The organism is Achromobacter mucicolens (assembly GCF_029866465.1).
In the GTDB taxonomy this organism is placed as follows: Bacteria; Pseudomonadota; Gammaproteobacteria; order Burkholderiales; family Burkholderiaceae_B; genus Achromobacter; species Achromobacter mucicolens.
This window is the reverse complement of the sequence record NZ_CP123364.1, coordinates 1,725,896-1,744,253: the sequence shown is the minus strand read 5'-3', so window position 1 is coordinate 1,744,253 and position 18,358 is coordinate 1,725,896. Positions and strand designations below refer to the sequence as shown.

Here is an 18,358-nt window from a genome sequence, read left to right as displayed (position 1 = left end):
GCTGGGGCCATTTTCCGGCAAACCGCGGGATTGGCAAACAGGAACTTCGGCAATGAAAAGCCGCCCCGAGGGGCGGCTGCTGGGGAAAGACGTGTACGGTTTGGCTCAGTCTTCCCGGAACTGCATCTTGTAGAGGGATGCGTACAGGCCGTCGGCCGCCAGCAGTTCCGCGTGCGGACCCTGTTCGACGATCTTGCCGGCGTCCAGGACGATGATGCGGTCGGCGTTCTGGACGGTGGACAGGCGGTGCGCGATGACCAGCGTGGTGCGCCCCTTCATCAGGCGTTCCAGCGAGGCCTGCACCTGGCGTTCGGATTCGTTATCTAGCGCCGAAGTCGCTTCGTCCAGGATCAGGATGGGCGCGTTCTTGATGAGCGCGCGCGCGATGGCCAGACGTTGGCGCTGGCCGCCGGACAGGCGGGCGGCGTTCTCGCCCACGGGCGTGTTGATGCCTTGCGGCAGGCCTTCGACGAAGTCGAGCAGGTTGGCGGCGGCCAGCGCATCGCGCACCTTTTGCTCGCTGGACTTGCCCAATGCGCCGTAGCCGACGTTGGCGGCGATCGTGTCGTCGAACAGCACGACGTCCTGGCTGACCAGCGACAGGTGCGAGCGCAGGCTGCGCAGCGTGAGTTCATCGATGGGCACGTCGTCCACGAGGATCTGGCCGCTGTCGGCCAGCACGAAGCGGGGCAGCATGTTGACCAGCGTGGTCTTGCCGCTGCCCGAGCGGCCCACGAGGGCGACGGTCTGACCGGGTTCGACCACGAAGGAAATGTCATTGACCGTGTCGCGGTCGGCGTCGGGGAAGCGATGCGACACGCTGCGGAACTCGACCTTGCCGCGCACGGGCTCGGGCAATTCCTTGGTGCCGGTGTCGTTTTCCGGGATCTGGTCGATCAGGGTGAACACGCTTTCGGCCGAGACCAGCATCTTTTGCAGGCGGGCGGCCACGTTGGTCAGGCGCTTGATGGGGTCGAAGATCTGGGCCAGCGCGGCCATGAACGACGCGAAGCTGCCCACGGTGAGCGAGCCGCTGTTGGCCTGGCTGAGCGCCACGGCGATGACCGCGCCCACGGAAATCGAGATGCAGACCTGGGTCAAGGGCGTCAGCGCCGCATCGGCCGTGGCCGTGCGCATGGCAAAGCGGCGCAGGCGCCGGCTGACGAAATCGAAGCGGCCGCGTTCGACCTCGTAGCCGTCGAACAGCTTGATGACGCGCTGGCCGTCGATGCCTTCGCCGACCACGCGGGTCAGCTCGGCGTTCATGTTGACGGTTTCGCGGTTGATGCGGCGCAGGCGCTTGATGAAAAAGCGCGAGATCAGGACCGAGACCGGCAGCATGACCAGGATGATCAGCGTCAGCACCCACGACATGTAGAGCAGCACGCAGATCAGCGCGATGACCACCAGGGTTTCGCGCACCAGCACGGTGATGACGTCGGTGGCGTAGCCGGTGACGTTGCCGGCGTCGATGGTGAAGCGGTTCAGGAGGCGCCCGGTGTCGCCGCGCTTGAAGTCGGCGTCCGGCAGGCCAAGGAGGCGCTCGAACATGTCGCGCCGCATGCCCAGCAGCACGTTGTTGGCCACCCAGGCCAGCAGGTAGTCGCTGAAGAAGTTGCAGATGCCGCGCACCAGGATCAGGCCCACGACCGCCAGCGGCAGTGCCCACACGTAATACGGCTTGGCGCCGGAGAAGCCGCCGTCCAGGAGGGGCTTCATGATGACCGCCAGCACGGGCTGCGTGGCTGCGGCGCCTGCCATCAGGAGGACGGCCGCCAGCAAGCCCTTCCAGTAGGAACCGACCCGGCTGTAGATCCGGGTCCAGAGTTCGGATTTGACGGGCTGGGAGCCCGCTGGCGCATTCCGTGCGGCAGAATTCAAAGGGATCACTCGCTTTTCATACAATTGTGCCCAGGATTGTACCGGCTGCGCGTCTGCGCGCCGTCCCCGCCCCTTAGCCCTATCCGCGCCCGTGCGCCCTTCCATGTCCGATATCAGTTGCCTGTATGTCCGCCTGCCCAACTGGGTGGGCGATGTCTGCATGAGCCTGCCCAGCCTGCGCGCCCTGGCGGCAAGCGGCCTGCCCCTCGTCATCTGCGCCCGCCCCTGGGCCCGCGACCTGCTCGATGGCGTGGACAAACTGGATTTCGTCCCCATGCGCGGCAAGGTGGGACCGGACCGGGCGGCGGTCAGCGCGCACCGGCGGGGGCTGGGCGCGCAAGGCCGCCGCGCCCGGGGCCTGCTGCTGCCGGATTCCCTGTCCAGCGCGCTGGTGTTCCGGCTGGCCGGCGTGCCGTCGGCGGGGTACCGCGACGACGGCCGCAGCTTTCTGCTGCGCTGGCCGTTCGCCAAACCCGACCAGCCGATGCACGCCGTCGAATCCTGGCATCACCTGACCCGCGAGGCCCTGATCCGCTGGAATCTGCCCTGCGGTCCCGCCCAGCCCGGTCCGACGCTGGACCTGCCGCTGACGGCGGCGCATGAACGCGCGGCGGGAGAGGCTCTAGCTCAGGCCGGCCTGCAAGACCGGCCCTTCGTGCTGATTGCGCCCACCGCCACGGGCCTGCACAAGGGCAGGATCAAGGTGTGGCCGGGATTCGATACACTGACGCGCGCCTTGCAGGCCCGCGGCCATACCGTGGTAATGTGCCCCCCTCCGGCCGAAACCGACGAAGCCCGGCGCAATGCGCCGACCGCCCGGTTGCTGCCCCCGCTGGGATTGGGCGCCTTTGCGGCGCTGACCGCCCGGGCCGCGCTGGTGATTTGTAACGACTCCGGCGTGTCGCACGTGGCGGCGGCGGCGTCGGCGCGGCAGCTGACGCTGTTTGGCGTGACACAGCCGCAACGCACCGGCCCGTGGTCGCCGCGCGCGGTGTGCCTGGGCAGCGACCAGGCCTGGCCCTCGCAGGAAGAAGCAACACAGCAGGCCGAGCGCCTGCTGGATGGTACGCAGTAATCAGGACAGTCTCGAAATGACCTTTTCCAGCTATCTCACGAATCTGATCATTCCCTTGAATTTGTGCATCACCCTGGTGGTCCTTGGCCTGGTGCTGGGACTGTTCCGGCTTCGCAAGACGGGCCTCACGCTCGTCGCGGCAGGCTTGCTCTGGGCGCTGGCCTGGTCGTTGCCGGCGACGTCGCTGTGGGCGGGCGGCGCGCTGGAAAACCGCTATCCGCACAAGCCCGCCGCCGAGATGCCGACGGCCGACGCGATCGTGGTGCTGGGCGGCAATACCGCCAACGGCCGGGCCAATTGGTTCCTGCCCTATGACAAGGACACGGCCATCGTGCGCGTGGACGCCGCCGCCCAGCTGTATCTGGCCGGCCGCGCGCCCAAGGTGCTGCTGTCGGGCGGCGCGCTGGAAGGCGATGTCAGCGAAGCGCGCGGCATGGCGCATGCGATCCGCCAGCAGGGCGTTCCGGAGTCCGCCCTGATCCTGGAAAACGCCAGCCGCACCACCTATGAAAACGCCACGCTCACCGAAGACCAGCTCAAGGCGCGCGGCATCGGCAAGGTACTGCTGGTCACGTCCGCCTTGCACATGCCCCGCGCCATGGCGGCCTTTTCCAAGCAGGGCGTGGAAGTAATTGCCGCCCCCGCGCCGCCGCAGATCGTGGAGCCGGCCGACGGGTCGCTGTCGTTGTGGCTGCCCGATGAACGCACGTTCGACGCCAGCCGTTCGATCGTGAAGGAATACGCGGGTCTCTTTGTGTACTGGTTGCGCGGATGGGTATGAGCCTGACCGGCGCGGCACCAGCGTGCCGCCCGGGATGCGGCGCCTGCTGCATCGCACCGTCGATCACGCGGCCCATTCCGGGGATGCCGCAGGGCAAGCCCGCGGGCGTGCCCTGTGTTCAGTTGCTGCCGGACATGCGGTGCGCGATCTTTGGCGATCCTTCCCGCCCGGACTTCTGCGGCGGACTGCAGCCCCAGCACGAGATGTGCGGTCCCGACCGCGAACACGCCATCCACTGGCTGGCCGACCTGGAAAGGGCAACAGCGCCCTGCCATTGAAAAACGGGGCTCGACGCCCCGTTTTTCAATGGCGCTCCAGCAGCACCTGTTCGTACAAGGCCTCGTAGCGCGAGGCCACGGTTTCCCAGCTTTGGTCGCGGGCGATTTCCAGGCCGCGTGACGTCAGCGCCGCGCGCAGCTGCGGATCCGAACCCAGGCTTTCCAGCGCATGTGCCAATTGGGCGCCATCGCGCGGGTCCTGCAGGATGAGCGCATCCGTTCCCGCCGTGAGGTATTGCGCAAAGCCGCAATAGACCGGCGAACTGACGATGACCGGCAGGCCGTGCGACATGGCTTCCAGCGGCGCCATGCCGTAGCTGTCGTTCAGGGTCGGGTGCGTGTAGATGTCGGCCGCATTGAAATACTGGGCGACGTCCGGGGTGGGGTCGACCAGCGTGACGCGGCGGGCGACGTCTCCGGCGGCGCGTACGCGCTCGCGCGTGGGCTCGTCGGCGCCGACCACCAGCAGCCGGTAACGCGGAGGCAAGAGCGCCAGCGCGTCCAGCAAGGCGGGCAGGCCCTTGCGCAGCGGATTGCGCGCCACCAGCAGACAGCCGATCGTGTCCGCGTCCCAGCCGAGCCGCGCGCGCGTGGCCTGGCGGCCCCCGTTACGGTCGGGCGCGGGCAGCTTGACGCCCGGGGCGATGATGTCGACCGCGAGTTCTTCGCCGTAGCTGCGGTGCAGCTGGTCCATGATGAGGCCCGATACCGCCACCACGCGGCGCTGGGGCGTCTTGCGCACACGCAGCTTTTCCAGCATCAGGTAGGTAGCCAGCCGCGGGCTGAGCCAGGCCGTCAGGCGCTGCAGCGGCGTGACCCGGGTGATGCGGTTATAGCGGACCGGCGTCACGTGCATGACCTGGATTTCGCCCGCCCAGCCGTTCATGTGCGAATGGACGATGTCGAAGCGGCCGCGGGTGAGGCGGTCGGCGCGCCAGGCGAAATACAGCACCCGCGTCCAGCTGGGCAGCCAGCCGGGAAAACGCACGGGCAGGTATTCGAATGGCAGGTCGCTGTCGAAATCGCGGGCGACCACGGAGATGTCGTGGCGCTTGCCGAGGACACGCATCAACTCGACGCCATAGGCCTCGGCCCCCCCGAAACGGTTGCCGAAGCGATCAACCAACAGCGCGATGCGAAGCCGGCGTTCAGGAGCGCCGGCGGCTGTCTTCATACCGGGTGAGGCACTTCTGGAGGAATCGGACGATGTTGGTCGAGCGCGCCACGGTAACGCGCGGCAATCCGAAGGGATCGTCGGACGCCGCCGCCAGGCCGCGCTTGGTGAGCGTGGCGTTCTCGTAACCGGCCTCGCGCGCCATGGCCTGATGCTCGGGGCCATGGTCGCCATACGGATAACAGAACGCGGTGACGGGCGCGCCCAGCGCCTGTTCGAGCTCGTCCTTGGACTGGACGATCTGGCGCCGCGCTTCTTCGGCAGGCAGCTCGGGCAGGTGGACGTGATCCAGCGTGTGCGAGCCGACCTCGTTGCCGGCCTGCGCCCATTCCCGCATTTCCTGGACGGTCATCAGCGGCGCAAACGGGATCCCCTTTTCGAGGTCCCACACGTTGCCGCCGTCGAACTGCCGGGCCACGAAATAGTTGGTGGCGGTGAATCCCAGTTCGCTCAGTACCGGCATCGCGTTGTGATGCACATTGCGGAAACCGTCGTCGAACGTGATGCCGAAGACCTTTCCCTGGCGCTCGCCGCGGACGTAAGGCATGACGTCGCGCATGGACAATCCGCGATAGCCCAGCCGGCGCATCCAGCGCATCTGGCGGGCAAAGCTATCGGGATGTACCGTCAGTCCGCGAAACGGCGTGCCCTTGGGGTTGGGCTCGCCGATCTGGTGATACATAAGGATTGGAATAGACATAGCTCGACATTATATGGCTCAGCGTCCCGCGAGCGTGCGTTGGTATACATCCACCGTGGCAGCTGCGAAACGCTCCAGGTTGAAGTCGCGCAAACTGGTCTCGCGCGCTTTGTGGCCCATCAGACGCACCGCCTCCGGGTTGTCCAGCATGAATCGCAACTTGGCGGTCATGGCCGGGATGTCGCGCGCGGGCACGATCCAGCCATCCACGCCGTCTGTGACGTTTTCGGGCAGACCGCCCGCGTCACTGACAAGCGCCGGCAGTCCCAGTGCCATGATCTCGCGGCAGGCAAAGGACAACGCCTCGCGGTACGACAGCACGAATCCCGCGTGGCAGGACGCCAGCGCCGCGCGCACGTCATCGAGCAGCCCGGGAAACTTCACCTGATCGATCATGCCAAGCTCGCGCACACGCGCCAGCTTGGCCTCGGAGGGCGGATCGCCCGCCACCATCAGCAAGATGCGTGCCTTGTCGGCCGGCGGCAGGGCGGCCGCGGCTGCCACCAGGTCCAGCCAGCCCTTGTCGTAATCGGTGCCGCCCGCGCTGCCCAGCAGCAGCTTGCCTTGCCAGTCCGGGCCAAAGAAGAGTTCGCGCAGCTTGTCCAGGCTTTCGGGCGGCGGCGGGGCGAAGAAATTCGTATCGATGCCGTGCCGGATGGTCGTGATGGGGCGTTTGCGGTACGGGGACTGCTCCATCATGCCGCGGATGTAGTCGCTGACGGCGATGCCGTGATCGGTGGCCAGCGCCACCCGCAGCTTGTGCCCGAAGCTGGTCAGCGGGTGATCGTTGTGCTTGGTGAACACGATGCGCGGCCGGCGCCGCATGCCCAGCGTGGCCAGCATGACCTGCTTGTGATCGGCCGAGCCGTTGGCGTGGATGATGTCGAACTGGCCGTCGGCAATCAGGCGATGCAGCCTGGCGCGGTCCTTGAACCAGGACGAGGGGCGCGTCGTGTAGCGCATGTCCACCACGTTCACGCCGGGGATGGCCTTGGCGTAGCGGTACAGCCGGCTGGTCTCCGGCACCGCCACCGTGATCTCGTGGTCGCGGGCGAGCGCCTTGGCCAGGTTGATGATGTAGGTGACGTGCCCCCCGCCGTTGCCCGCGTGGAAGTTCGTGTAGAGGATCTTCACTTTTTGTTTTCTGCCAGGAACATCAGCTTCGAGTAACGGAAGAAGCTGCCCGCCGCCGCCGTCACGGCCAGCACGAGCCCGTGGCGGCCGTCCAGGAAGCCGCGGCGGATCAGGTAGATGCGCACGAAGGTCCAGAAGCCGTGGCCCAGCGCACCGAAGACCGACGTGCGCTTGCCCTTGGCGTACATCATGGCGGCCGCGTCGGACGAATACCGGTTGACCTTGTTGATCAGCGCGTCCAGGTTGTCGTACGGATAGTGGTTGAAATAGCCGCGCAACTGCAGGGGACGGCCATTGGCGGGCACCACGCGTTCGTGCACGGCGGCATCGGTGAAGCGCGCCGTGCCGCGCTTGAAAAGCCGCAGCACGTAGTCGGGCCACCAGCCGCTATGGCGGATGTCGCGGCCGCAGAAGTTGGACAGGCGCGCGATTTCGTAGGCGTCGGCCTTGGGCGCGCGCAGCACGTCCTGGATTTCCTGCGCCAGCTCGGGCGTGACGCGCTCGTCCGCATCGATCGACAGGACCCAATCGCCCGTCGCCAGATCCAGCGCGCGGTTCTTTTGCGGACCGAAGCCGGGCCAGTCAGGGGTGACTTCGACCCGCGCGCCCAACGCCCGCGCCAATTCCACGGTGCCGTCAGTGCTGCCCGAATCCACAACGATGAACTCGTCCGCAAACGACACGGACTTCAGGCAGGCGGCAATGTTGGCTGCTTCGTTCTTGGTGATGATGATGACTGATAACTTCATCCGCGATTCCTAAGACGCTTTTTCCAGGCCTTCCAGGCGTGATAGCGCGGGCCCCAGAAGGGGTCGCGCGACAGCCAGATCCGGCGGTTCAGCCAGGACCCGCCCTGATTGCGCACCGCGAAGCGGTAGATATGAGCGGGATCCGTGCCGGGGAGGTTCTGGCCGAAAGGGTCGGTAGTGTACAAGTGCCGGAAACCGGCCTGCCCGGCGGCGGCCACGTAATCGGCATCGAAATAGCCCTGCGGCCAGCAGAGGTGGTCGCTCACGCCGCCCAGCCTGCGGATCAGGGTTTCACGCGAATCCTCTAGATCCTGCGCGATGTGCTCGCGCTTGGCGTTCGTATCCGCGCCGCAGACCTTGTCCCAGCGGGTGTGCGTGTGGGTGTGGGAATGGAATTCGAAGGTGCCGGCAGCCTGCATGGCCTCGATCTCGCTCCAGCGCAGCATCGCCTCGTCGGCGCGGCCCGACGCCACGAGTTCCTTGCAGGCGTGGTGGTCGGGCGTGGGCGGCAGCGGGCCGCCCTGCCCCGCATGGGGCCGCACGGGGCCGTCGCCGATCCAGCCGGTGATGGTGAACAACACCGCGCGCATGCCATGACGGGCGAGGACGGGATGCGCGTGCACCCAGTTGTTCAGGTAGCCGTCGTCGAACGTGATCAGCACGGCGCGTTCGGGTACGGAGGCGCCGGCCAGATAAGCGGCAAACTGGGCCGTGGTGAGCGACTGGTAGCCGGCGCGCGCCAGGCGCGAGATCTGTGCCTCGAAGACGTCCGGCGTCGCGGCAATCATGCCGCCGGCCGGCGTGACGTGGTGGTACATCAGCACCGGCACATTGGGCGCATTCATGGGCGGCGCTCCGCCGGGCGGCGTTCCGCCAGCCAGCGCAGGTAGATGGCTTCCGTGGTTTCCGCCAGGCGCGCGGGCGAAAACACGCCCTCTTCCCAGACCATCTTGCGGCCGGCCTCGCCCATCGCACGGCGCAGGGCCGGCTCGTCGATCAGGCGCGCCAGCGCGGCGGTCAATGCGGCCGGGTCCTTGGGCGGGACCAGAAAGCCCGTCACGCCGTCGCGGAACATTTCGGACACGCCGCCCACGTTCGTGCCGATGACGGGCAGGCCGCTGGCCTGCGCTTCGACAAACACCGTGCCGGACGCTTCCTGCTGCGTGGCCAAGGCAAAGAGATCGAATCCCGCCAGCAGATTGGGCACATCGCGCCGCGTGCCCATCAGATGGATGCGGTCCTGCAGTCCGCGCTCGGCCACATACGCCTGGGTCTGCTCGAAGACCGGCGATCCGGCGCCGACGAACACCAGGTGCAGCTTCGGGCGCGTGGCCATCAGCGGCGCGATGGCGTCGATCAGGTCCTTGTGGCCCTTGGTGGCGCGCATGACGGCCACGCAGCCCACCACGACGTCGTCGTCGGCCAGGCCAAGTTCTCCGCGCAGGGTGGAGCGCTCGACCGGCGCGGGCAGCACGATGGGCGAATACACCGTCGCGATCTTTTCGGGCGGGACGCCGCGGGTGATGAGGTACTTGCGCACGTGGTCGCTGACGGCCGTGACGCGATGCGGCAGGACGGTGTACGACCACATCGACCCGACCGGATTGGACAGGTGGCGGGTGCGCACGATGAGCGGCGTGCCGGCCATGCGCCCGGCCAGGGCCGCGATGACCGTGTCGCGCCGGCTGTGGGTATTGAGCACGTCAAAGCGCCCGGCCTTCAGGATCTTGCGGACCGCGGCCACACCCTTCAGGTAGTTCACCGGCCCGGCCATGTCCACGGCGTGCACCGTGAAACCGGCATCGCGCAGCCGTTCCGTCAGCTGCGCGCGCGGCTGGCAGATCGCCTCGAGGTGATGCCCACGCGCACGCATGGCGTGCATTTCCTTGAAGATACGTCCTTCCTGCCCGCCGAAACTGGTGGCGGCTTCCGAATGCACAATACGCAGGCTGGGCATCATTAGTAAGTGACCTCCACGCCATCAGGCTTGGTCCAGTCGTTCAGGTTGGCCAGCAGCGTGTCGGCCATGCGCACGCGCCATTCCTCCCCGAGCCGGACCGTGCACAGGAAATTGTTCTTCGTGTAGACGATATCGACCGGCACCCCCGGAATGCCATTCTCGGGTTCGGCGCGGAAGGGATTGAGCATCTGACGCAGGCGGGCCGCGTCGGCAGTGCCATTGAGCTTGACGCGCAGGGACTTGGCGCGCGCCTCGCGCGCCAGCTGCAGGTCATATAGCTGTTCGGCGACGATGCGCATGCCGCCGGAGTAGTCGTCGTTGCTGACCTTGCCCTGCACGATGACGAGCTGGTCTTCGCGCAGCCGGTTGCGGTGCTTCTCGTAAAGTTCGTTGAAGACCGAGATCTCGACCTGCGCCGTGCCGTCGTCCAGCACGGCAAAAACCATCTTGCCGCGGCGGGTCATCATGACGCGCACGCTGGCCAGCACGCCGCACATCCATTGCAGGTCGCGCTGGGGCTCCACACGCGCAAGCTGCATCGGCACGATGCGGCGCACTTCGTCGCGCCACGCATCGAACAGGTGGCCGCTGTAGTAATAGCCCAGCGCGGACTTTTCTTCGGTCAGCTTCTTGTGCAGATCCCAGGGCGCGACCTTGGCCAGTTCGCCAGCGACCACGTCGCCGCTGTCGTCGCCAAAAAGCGAGGCCTGGTTGGCGCTGCGCGCGGCCTGCTCGGCCGCTTCCATGGCGGTGGGCACCGAAGCCAGCATGGCGGCGCGGTTGGGCTCGATGGTGTCGAACGCGCCCGCCTTGATCAGCGCTTCGATGGTGCGGCGGTTGACGGCCTGCTTGCTGACGCGGCGGCAGAAGTCGAACAGGTTCAGGAACGGGCCGCCTTCCTTGCGCGCGCGCAGGATGTCTTCGACCGCGCCCTGCCCCGTGCCCTTGACGGCGCCCAGGCCGTAACGCATCGTGCGCGGCGGCTTGCCTTTTTCGGTGTGCTTGTCGGCGACGGGCTCGAACCGGTAGCCCGAGTGGTTGACGTCGGGCGGCAGCACCTCGACGCCGTTGTCCTGGGCGTCGCGGCAGAAGATCTGGACCTTGTCGGTGTCGTCCATGTCGGAGGACATGGTGGCGGCCAGGAACTCGGTCGGGTGGTAGGCCTTCAGCCAGGCGGTTTGGTAGGAGATCAGCGCGTACGCGGCCGAGTGCGACTTGTTGAAGCCGTAGCCGGCGAACTTCTCCATCAGGTCGAAAAGCTTGACCGCCAGGTCGGGATCGTGGCCCTTTTCCTTGGCGCCCTGTTCGAACAGCTCGCGGTGCTTGGCCATTTCCTCGGGCTTTTTCTTGCCCATGGCCCGGCGCAGCAGGTCGGCGCCGCCCAGCGAGTAGCCCCCGATGATCTGCGAGATCAGCATCACCTGTTCCTGGTAGACGATGACCCCGTAGGTGCTCTTCAGGGTGGCTTCCAGGTCCGGGTGGAAATAATCGACGGCCGCGCGCCCGTGCTTGCGGTTCACGAAGTCGTCCACCATGCCCGATTCCAGCGGCCCTGGACGATACAGGGCCAGCATGGCGATGATGTCTTCGAACGTATTGGGCCGCAGCTTCTTGAGCAGCTCTTTCATGCCGCGCGATTCAAGCTGGAACACCGCGGTGGTGTTGGCGTCGCACAGGATCTTGTAGGCCGCCGGATCGTCCAGGGCCAGCGCCATGACGTCGAAGTCGCGCTTTTCGGCGTTGAACTGGCGCACGTAGCGCACGGCCCAGTCCAGAATCGTCAGGTTGCGCAGCCCCAGGAAGTCGAACTTCACCAGGCCGGCGGCCTCCACGTCGTCCTTGTCGAACTGCGAGACCGCGCTGTTCTCCTGCCCCGGCTGGCAGTACAGCGGGCAGAAGTCGGTGAGCTTGCCGGGCGCAATCAGCACCCCGCCCGCGTGCATGCCGATGTTGCGGGTCAGGCCTTCGAGCGGCTTGGCCAGATCGACCAGCGAGCGGACTTCTTCTTCCTGCTCGTAGCGGTCCTTGAAGGCGGGCTCGTCCTTGAGCGTGCGCTCCAGCGTCCAGGGATCCATCGGGTTGAACGGGATCAGCTTGGACAGGCCATCGCAGAACATGTAGGGCATGTCCAGCACGCGGCCCGCGTCGCGCACCACGGCCTTGGCGCCCAGCGTGCCGAAGGTCGCGATCTGGCTGACGGCGGCGCGGCCGTATTTTTCCTTGACGTAGTCGATAACCCGTTCGCGGTTGTCCTGGCAGAAGTCGATATCGAAGTCGGGCATGGAGACCCGCTCGGGATTCAGGAAGCGCTCGAACAGCAGGTCATAGCGGATGGGATCGAGGTCGGTGATGCCCAGCGCGTAGGCCACCAGCGAACCGGCGCCCGAGCCCCGGCCCGGTCCAACCGGCACGCCGTTGTTCTTACCCCAGTTGATGAAGTCCTGCACGATCAGGAAGTAGCCGGGAAAACCCATCTGGATGATGGTCTTGCACTCCCAGCGCAGCCGCTCGTAATACTGCTCGCGCTTGGCATCGCGCTCGGCGGGGTTCGGAAACAGGAACTCCATGCGCTTTTCCAGGCCCTGCTCGGAGAGCTGGACCAGGTAATCGTCGAGCGTCACGCCGTCCGGCGTGGGGAAATTGGGCAGGCGCGGCTTGCCCAGCACCAGGCTCAGGTTGCAGCGCTTGGCGATTTCGACCGTATTGGCCAGCGCCGACGGCACGTCGGCGAACCGGCGCGCCATTTCCTCGGAGCTGAGCAGGTACTGCTCTTTGGAGAACCGGCGCACGCGGCGCGGGTTGGCCAGGATCTCGCCTTCGGCGATGCAGACACGGGCCTCATGGGCCTGGAATTCGAATTCATCCAGGAACTGCACGGGATGGGTGGCGACCACCGGCAGGCCGGCTTCGGCGGCCAGCCGCATGGCGGCCTGGCAGTAGCCTTCGTCGCCGTCCATGCCGGCGCGCTGCAATTCGATGTAGTAGCTGCCGGGGAACATCAGCGCCCACTGGCGGGCCAAGGCCAGCGCCGAGACGGCATTGCCGGCCTCCAGCGCCTGCCCGACGTCGCCGGCCCGTCCGCCGGACAAGGCGATGAGACCGGCCTGCCCTTGCAGCCATTCGCGGCGGATTTCCGCGCGGCCCTTGCCCTGGTTCGTCAGGAAGGCCTTGGACAGCAGTTCGCAGAGATTCAGATAGCCCTGGTGGTTGCGCACCAGCAACAGCAGGCGAAATGGCTTGGCGGGGTCTTCGTCGTTGGAGATCCAGACGTCGCAGCCGGCAATGGGCTTGACCCCCGCGCCGCGCGCGCCCTTGTAGAACTTGATCAGTCCGAACAGGTTCGACAGATCGGTCAGGGCGACGGCGGGCTGGCCCAGCTTGGCCACACGCTTGATGAGGTCGGGGATACGCACCGTGCCGTCCACGACCGAAAACTCGGAGTGGACGCGCAGGTGAACAAATGGGGTCGGGGTCGTTACGGCTTCGGACATGGCGGAATTGTACCCAGCGGCCGACCTCCAGAGGGCAATCCTTTGAATCAGAATCCGGCAGGCCGCGCGCCCTGCTGGCTGATTGGCGTCGCCCGCTTGTGGGACAATACCGCCCATACCGCACCACCCCGATGCACGACGAGATCTACCTATGAAATGGTTAATACCCGGGATCTGGCTTGCCGCCATCCTGTTCGCGCACTTCCGCGGCCGCGTCAAGCTGCCGCTGGGCCGGCAGTTGCTGGACCACTCGGTGCTGCTGGCGCCGATCAACGCGTTCATGGTCCTGACGTCGCGGGTGCCCACCACCCCCTACCTGACCACCAGCGAAATCGCCGAACTGAAGGTGCTGGACGACAACTGGGAAACGATCCGCGAGGAAGCCATGCAGATGGCCGAGCTTCGCCGGATCAAGGCGGCCGACACCCATAACGACATCGGCTTCAACTCGTTCTTCAAGTACGGCTGGAAGCGCTTCTACCTGAAGTGGTACGACGCCCGCCACCCGTCGGCCGAAGAACTTTGCCCCAAAACTGTCGCCATCCTGAAAGGCCTGCCCAAGGTCAAGGCCGCCATGTTTGCCGAACTGCCCCCGGGCGGCCAACTGAATCCGCACCGCGACCCGTTTGCCGGGTCGCTGCGCTATCACCTGGGCCTGGCCACGCCCAACGACGACGGCTGCCACATCATCGTGGACGGCGAACACTACAGCTGGCGCGATGGCGAAAGCGTGGTGTTCGACGAAACCTACGTGCACGAGGCCTACAACAAGACGGACCAGAACCGGATCATCCTGTTCTGCGACGTCGAGCGCCCGCTGAAGTGGCGCTGGGCCGAGGCCTTCAACCGCTGGTTCGGCCGCAAGGTCATGTCCGCGGCCAGCTCGCCCAACGACGGCGGCGACCAGACCGGCGCCATCAACAAGCTGACCCACGCGCACTGGGTGATCGACCAGAAGCGCAAGGCGTTCAAGAAGTGGAACCGCACGGCGTACAAAGCCACGAAGTACGGGCTGATCGCTTTGGTGGTCGTCGGGTTTCTGGCGCTGTAACAACGCACGTGCACCGGTGTCTGACACCCGGACGGGCCCCTGGCAGGCGGGGCGCCGGCTCCAGGGTGTCAGACACCCAGCCTAGCGCTGCAGGGACTCCCAGCTTTTCATCAGGCGTTTCACCGACACGGGCATCGGCGTGCGCAGCTCTTGCGCAAAAAGCGCCACGCGCAATTCCTCGAGCAGCCAGCGGAACTCGTCCAGCCGGGGATCGGGCGCGCCCTTGAGCGCCGCCCGCGCCCGCTGGTACTGCGTGACCAGCGGCGCCATTTCCGCCACCAGCTTTGCATCCCGCGCCGGATTGGCGCGCAGCTTGTCGATGCGCGCCACCGCCGCCTTCAGGTATCGCGGAAAGTGCGACAACTGCGCGTACGGGGTGTCGCGGATGAACCATTTGGGCATCAGCGCGCCAAGCTGCTGCTGCAGGTCTGCGTAGGCCGCCGCATGCGGCTTGGCTTGCGGCAGCTTGCGCTGCAGCGCCGCGTATTCCGTCAGGACCGCACCCGCCAGCCGCGCGACTTCCTGGGCCAAGAGGCCCAGCCGGCCCTTGCCCTCGGCGCGGCGCGCTTCAAATTGCTGTTCGTTCACCGGCCACGGTTCGGCCAGGCAGGCCTGCCCCAGCGCGCAGTCGATGATCTGGTCGCGCAGTTCTTCCTGCGTGCCCAGCGTCATGTACAGCATGCTGATCTTGGTGAGATCGGTCAGGTTCTTTTCCAGGAACTTGACCTGTTCGCGCAGGCCCAGCCGGAAGAGCTTGAGCAGACCCGCGCGATGGTGCTTGCGCGCCTCGTCCGGATCGTCGAAGACATCCAGGTCGCAATGCGCGCCGCGGTCCACCAGCGCCGGATAGCCGATGACGGACTGGCCCCGGCGCTTGATCTCCATGATCTCGGGCAAGGGGCCGAACGACCAGGAAGTCAGGTTTTCGTGCGCCAGCGCCTGCGCGACCTGAGTGTCGCTGGCCGCCAGCTGCTGGAAGGTGGCCTGGGCCTGCTTGCCGAACTCGGCCCGCAGTTGCGCGAGGTTGCGTCCGGCGGCCAGCATGCGGCCGTGCTCGTCCACGACGCGGAAGTTCATGAACAGATGCGCGGGCAAGGTCTCGAGCTTGAAGTCGCCCACGGCCGGACGCACCTGCACCTGATCCCACATGTCGGCGATGATCGCGTCCACCAGCCCCTGCTGCGGATCGGCCTGGCGGTCGAACCAGCGGTCGTAGAAGCCGGCGGCGTAGTCGGGCAGCGGCACGCAATGGCGGCGCAGCTTCTGCGGCAACGACTTGAGCAGCAGGTGCACCTTTTCCTTCAGCATCCCGGGCACCAGCCACTCGCAGCGCGCGGGATCGATCTGGTTCAGCGCGAAAAGCGGCACCGACAGCGTGACGCCGTCTCGCGGCGAGCCGGGTTCGAAGTGGTAGTCCAGCGCCATCGACACGCCCTGCCACTCCACCTTCTTGGGGAAGACATCGGTCGTGACGCCGGCGGCCTCGTGGCGCATCAGCTCGTCGCGCGTCAGCATCAGCTTGGCGGCGGCCGCCTTGTCCAGGCCGCTTACCCACTTTTCCAGCGACGCGGTCTGCGAAATGTCGGCGGGCAGTTGCCGGTCGTAAAACGCGTAGATGAGTTCGTCGTCGACCAGGATGTCCGGCCGGCGAGTCTGGTGTTCCAGCTTTTCGATGCCCGCGATGAGCTTGCGGTTGTGCGCGACGAACGGCAGGCGCGTGTCGATTTCGCCCGGCACCAGCGCCTGGCGGATGAAGAGTTCGCGCGCATGCGTGGGGTTCACGCGGCCGTAGTGAATGCGCCGGCCGGTGTAAATGGCCAGGCCATACAGCGTGGCGCGCTCGTTGGCCACCACCTGCCCGGCCTTCTTTTCCCAGCGCGGGTCGGACCAGTTCTTGCGGATCAGGTGCGCGCCGACCTTCTCCAGCCATACCGGGTCGATGCGCGCCACGCAGCGCGCATACAGGCGGGTGGTCTCGACCAGTTCGGCCGCCATGATCCAGCGGCCGGCCTTCTTGGCCAGGCGCGAACCCGGATGGATGTGGAAGCGGATATCGCGCGCGCCCAGGTAGCTGCCGCCCTCATCGCTCTTGAACCCGATGTTGCCCAGCAGGCCGGACAGGAGCGCCATGTGCAGCTGTTCATACGTGGCTTCGGACTGGTTGACGCGCCAGCCCTGCTCGCCCACCAGCGCCGCAAGCTGCGTGTGCACGTCGTGCCATTCGCGCAGGCGGATCGGCGACAGGAAGTTCTGACGCAAGAGGCTCACCAGCTTGCGCTGCGAGGCCTTGTGCTGCACCTGCTCGCCATACCAGCGCCACAGCTTCAGGAACGAGACGAACTCGGACTTGTCGTCGCCGAACTTGGCGTGCGCGGCCTCGGCGGCCTCGCGCTCCTGCATGGGGCGGTCGCGCGGATCCTGCACGGACAGCGCCGAGGCGATGATCAGCATTTCGGCCAGGCACTGGTGTTCGCGCGCGGCCAGGATCATCCGGCCGATGCGCGGGTCGACCGGCAGCTTGGCCAGCTCGACGCCGGTGCGGGTCAGGACGAACGAGGCGCCCGTGCGGCCCGCATCCGTGTCGGGGTCGGACGCCAACGCCAGCTCGATGGCGCCCAGTTCCTGCAACAGGTGGTAGCCGTCGGCCACCGCCCGTCCCGGCGGCGCCTCGACGAACGGAAACTGCTCGATGTCGTCAAGCTTGAGCGACTTCATCCGCAGGATCACCGAGGCCAGCGACGAACGCAGCACTTCGGGATCGGTGAAGGCGGCCCGGTTGTTGAAGTCCAGCTCGTCGTAGAGCCGGATGCAGACGCCCGGCCCCACCCGGCCGCATCGGCCGGCGCGCTGGTTGGCGGAGGCGCGGCTGATGGGCTCGATGCGCAGCTGCTCGACCTTGTTGCGCCACGAATAGCGCTTGATGCGGGCAAGCCCGCTGTCGACCACGAAACGGATGCCGGGCACGGTCAGCGAGGTTTCGGCCACGTTGGTGGCCAGCACGATGCGCCGCGCGTTGCCGCGCGGGCGGAAGATCTGTTCCTGCTCGGCCTGCGACAGCCGCGCAAAGAGCGGCAGGACTTCCGTGCCAGCAGGATGGCGCTTGCGCAGCGCTTCGGCCGATTCGCGGATTTCGCGTTCGCCGGGCAGGAACACCAGCACGTCGCCAGGGCCATGCCGCGCGCATTCGTCGACGGCATCGACGATGGCGTCGATCAGGTCGCGCTCTTCGTCGCCCGACATGCGCTCGCGATCGCGGCCGGCCTTGTTGGGCGCGGGCGCGTCGTCGGCGGCGGCGGCGGGCTCTTCGCGCACGGGCCGGTAGCGCACTTCGACGGGATACAGGCGGCCGGAGACTTCGATGACCGGCGCGGGCTTGTCTTCCGAGGCGGCAAAGTGCTTGGCAAAGCGCTCGGCATCGATGGTGGCCGAGGTGATGATGAGCTTGAGGTCCGGGCGCCGCGGCAAAAGCTGCTTCAGGTAGCCCAGCAGAAAATCGATGTTCAGGCTGCGCTCGTGCGCCTCGTCGATGATGATCGTGTCGTGGCGGCGCAGGAGCGGATCGCGCTGCGATTCGGCCAGCAGGATGCCGTCCGTCATCAGCTTGATGGACGCGTTGGGACCGGTGCGGTCGTTGAACCGAACCTGGTAGCCGACAACTTCGCCCATGGGCGTGTTCAGTTCTTCGGCGATGCGCTTGGCCACCGACGTCGCCGCCAGGCGGCGCGGCTGCGTGTGGCCGATCATCTTCTGGCGGCCGCGGCCCAGTTCCAGGCAGATCTTGGGCAGCTGGGTGGTCTTGCCCGAGCCGGTCTCGCCGCTGACGATGACGACCTGATGACCGGCGATGGCGCGCGCGATCTCCTGCCGCCGCGCGCTGACGGGCAGGTCTTCGGGATAGGTGACGGCCGGAATGGGCCGTTCGGGACGAGGTGCGGCCAAGCGGCCTTCGGGCCGGGCCCGGGCGGGTTCCCGGGTGTCTTTCCGGGATTGTTCCCCGGGCTTTTCCGCGTCGCTGGCGCGCGGCGCCGGTTGCTTCGCCGCCCGCGGGCTGGAGGATTCAGGCATGTAGGATTTATCCGATTAG

At 66.7% G+C, this 18,358-nt stretch carries 13 protein-coding genes; 4 read left to right on the top strand and 9 right to left on the bottom strand.

Annotated features, from left to right (window positions below):
• Positions 1–105: 105 nt before the first annotated feature.
• Complete coding sequence (msbA, locus tag QEP15_RS07970; RefSeq protein ID WP_056320209.1) at positions 106–1,881, bottom strand: lipid A export permease/ATP-binding protein MsbA; 1,776 nt, start codon at positions 1,879–1,881, stop codon at positions 106–108.
• A 103-nt stretch (positions 1,882–1,984) separates the two neighbouring features.
• On the opposite strand from msbA, the gene QEP15_RS07965 reads away from it, so the two are divergent.
• Genes QEP15_RS07965 through QEP15_RS07955 form a run of 3 tightly spaced genes read left to right on the top strand, consistent with a single transcriptional unit; the run spans position 1,985 to position 4,015 of the window.
• Positions 1,985–2,956 carry a glycosyltransferase family 9 protein gene (locus QEP15_RS07965; RefSeq protein ID WP_280148624.1) on the top strand — a complete coding sequence of 324 codons (972 nt, stop codon included), beginning with the start codon at positions 1,985–1,987 and terminating at the stop codon, positions 2,954–2,956.
• A 16-nt stretch (positions 2,957–2,972) separates the two neighbouring features.
• Positions 2,973–3,737: a YdcF family protein gene (locus QEP15_RS07960; RefSeq protein WP_062838404.1), complete on the top strand. Its 765-nt coding sequence runs from the start codon at positions 2,973–2,975 to the stop codon at positions 3,735–3,737.
• Complete coding sequence (locus tag QEP15_RS07955; RefSeq protein WP_152383885.1) at positions 3,734–4,015, top strand: YkgJ family cysteine cluster protein; 282 nt, start codon at positions 3,734–3,736, stop codon at positions 4,013–4,015. The genes QEP15_RS07960 and QEP15_RS07955 overlap by 4 nt, the downstream gene beginning before the upstream one ends.
• Positions 4,016–4,040: 25 nt before the next feature.
• Here the strand turns inward: QEP15_RS07955 and QEP15_RS07950 are convergent, their stop codons facing one another.
• The 7 genes from QEP15_RS07950 to dnaE are packed head-to-tail and all read right to left on the bottom strand — an operon-like array spanning position 4,041 to position 13,223.
• A complete protein-coding gene (locus QEP15_RS07950) occupies positions 4,041–5,189 on the bottom strand; it encodes a glycosyltransferase family 4 protein (protein ID WP_152383884.1) in 1,149 nt (382 codons plus the stop codon).
• Positions 5,164–5,889, bottom strand: a complete 726-nt coding sequence (locus QEP15_RS07945) for a polysaccharide deacetylase family protein (RefSeq protein WP_152383883.1) — start codon at positions 5,887–5,889, stop codon at positions 5,164–5,166. Before QEP15_RS07945 ends, QEP15_RS07950 begins: the two co-directional genes overlap by 26 nt.
• Positions 5,890–5,907: 18 nt before the next feature.
• Positions 5,908–7,023, bottom strand: coding sequence for a glycosyltransferase (locus QEP15_RS07940; protein WP_217618532.1), 1,116 nt, complete (start codon positions 7,021–7,023; stop codon positions 5,908–5,910).
• Positions 7,020–7,772 carry a glycosyltransferase family 2 protein gene (locus QEP15_RS07935; RefSeq protein WP_056320194.1) on the bottom strand — a complete coding sequence of 251 codons (753 nt, stop codon included), beginning with the start codon at positions 7,770–7,772 and terminating at the stop codon, positions 7,020–7,022. Before QEP15_RS07935 ends, QEP15_RS07940 begins: the two co-directional genes overlap by 4 nt.
• On the bottom strand, positions 7,769–8,617 hold the full coding sequence (locus QEP15_RS07930) for a polysaccharide deacetylase family protein (RefSeq protein ID WP_152383881.1): 849 nt from the start codon (positions 8,615–8,617) through the stop codon (positions 7,769–7,771). The genes QEP15_RS07935 and QEP15_RS07930 overlap by 4 nt, the downstream gene beginning before the upstream one ends.
• Positions 8,614–9,729, bottom strand: coding sequence for a glycosyltransferase family 4 protein (locus tag QEP15_RS07925; protein ID WP_152385446.1), 1,116 nt, complete (start codon positions 9,727–9,729; stop codon positions 8,614–8,616). Before QEP15_RS07925 ends, QEP15_RS07930 begins: the two co-directional genes overlap by 4 nt.
• Before the next feature lie 2 nt (positions 9,730–9,731).
• Positions 9,732–13,223 (bottom strand): DNA polymerase III subunit alpha, encoded by a 3,492-nt coding sequence (dnaE, locus tag QEP15_RS07920; RefSeq protein WP_280148623.1) that lies wholly within the window; start codon positions 13,221–13,223, stop codon positions 9,732–9,734.
• A gap of 151 nt (positions 13,224–13,374) precedes the next feature.
• Between dnaE and lpxO the strand changes: the two genes are divergently transcribed.
• Positions 13,375–14,274: a lipid A hydroxylase LpxO gene (gene lpxO / locus QEP15_RS07915; protein ID WP_056320184.1), complete on the top strand. Its 900-nt coding sequence runs from the start codon at positions 13,375–13,377 to the stop codon at positions 14,272–14,274.
• 81 nt (positions 14,275–14,355) lie between these two features.
• Here lpxO and hrpA read toward each other — a convergent pair whose 3' ends face one another.
• A complete protein-coding gene (hrpA, locus tag QEP15_RS07910) occupies positions 14,356–18,339 on the bottom strand; it encodes an ATP-dependent RNA helicase HrpA (protein ID WP_280148622.1) in 3,984 nt (1,327 codons plus the stop codon).
• Positions 18,340–18,358: the final 19 nt, after the last annotated feature.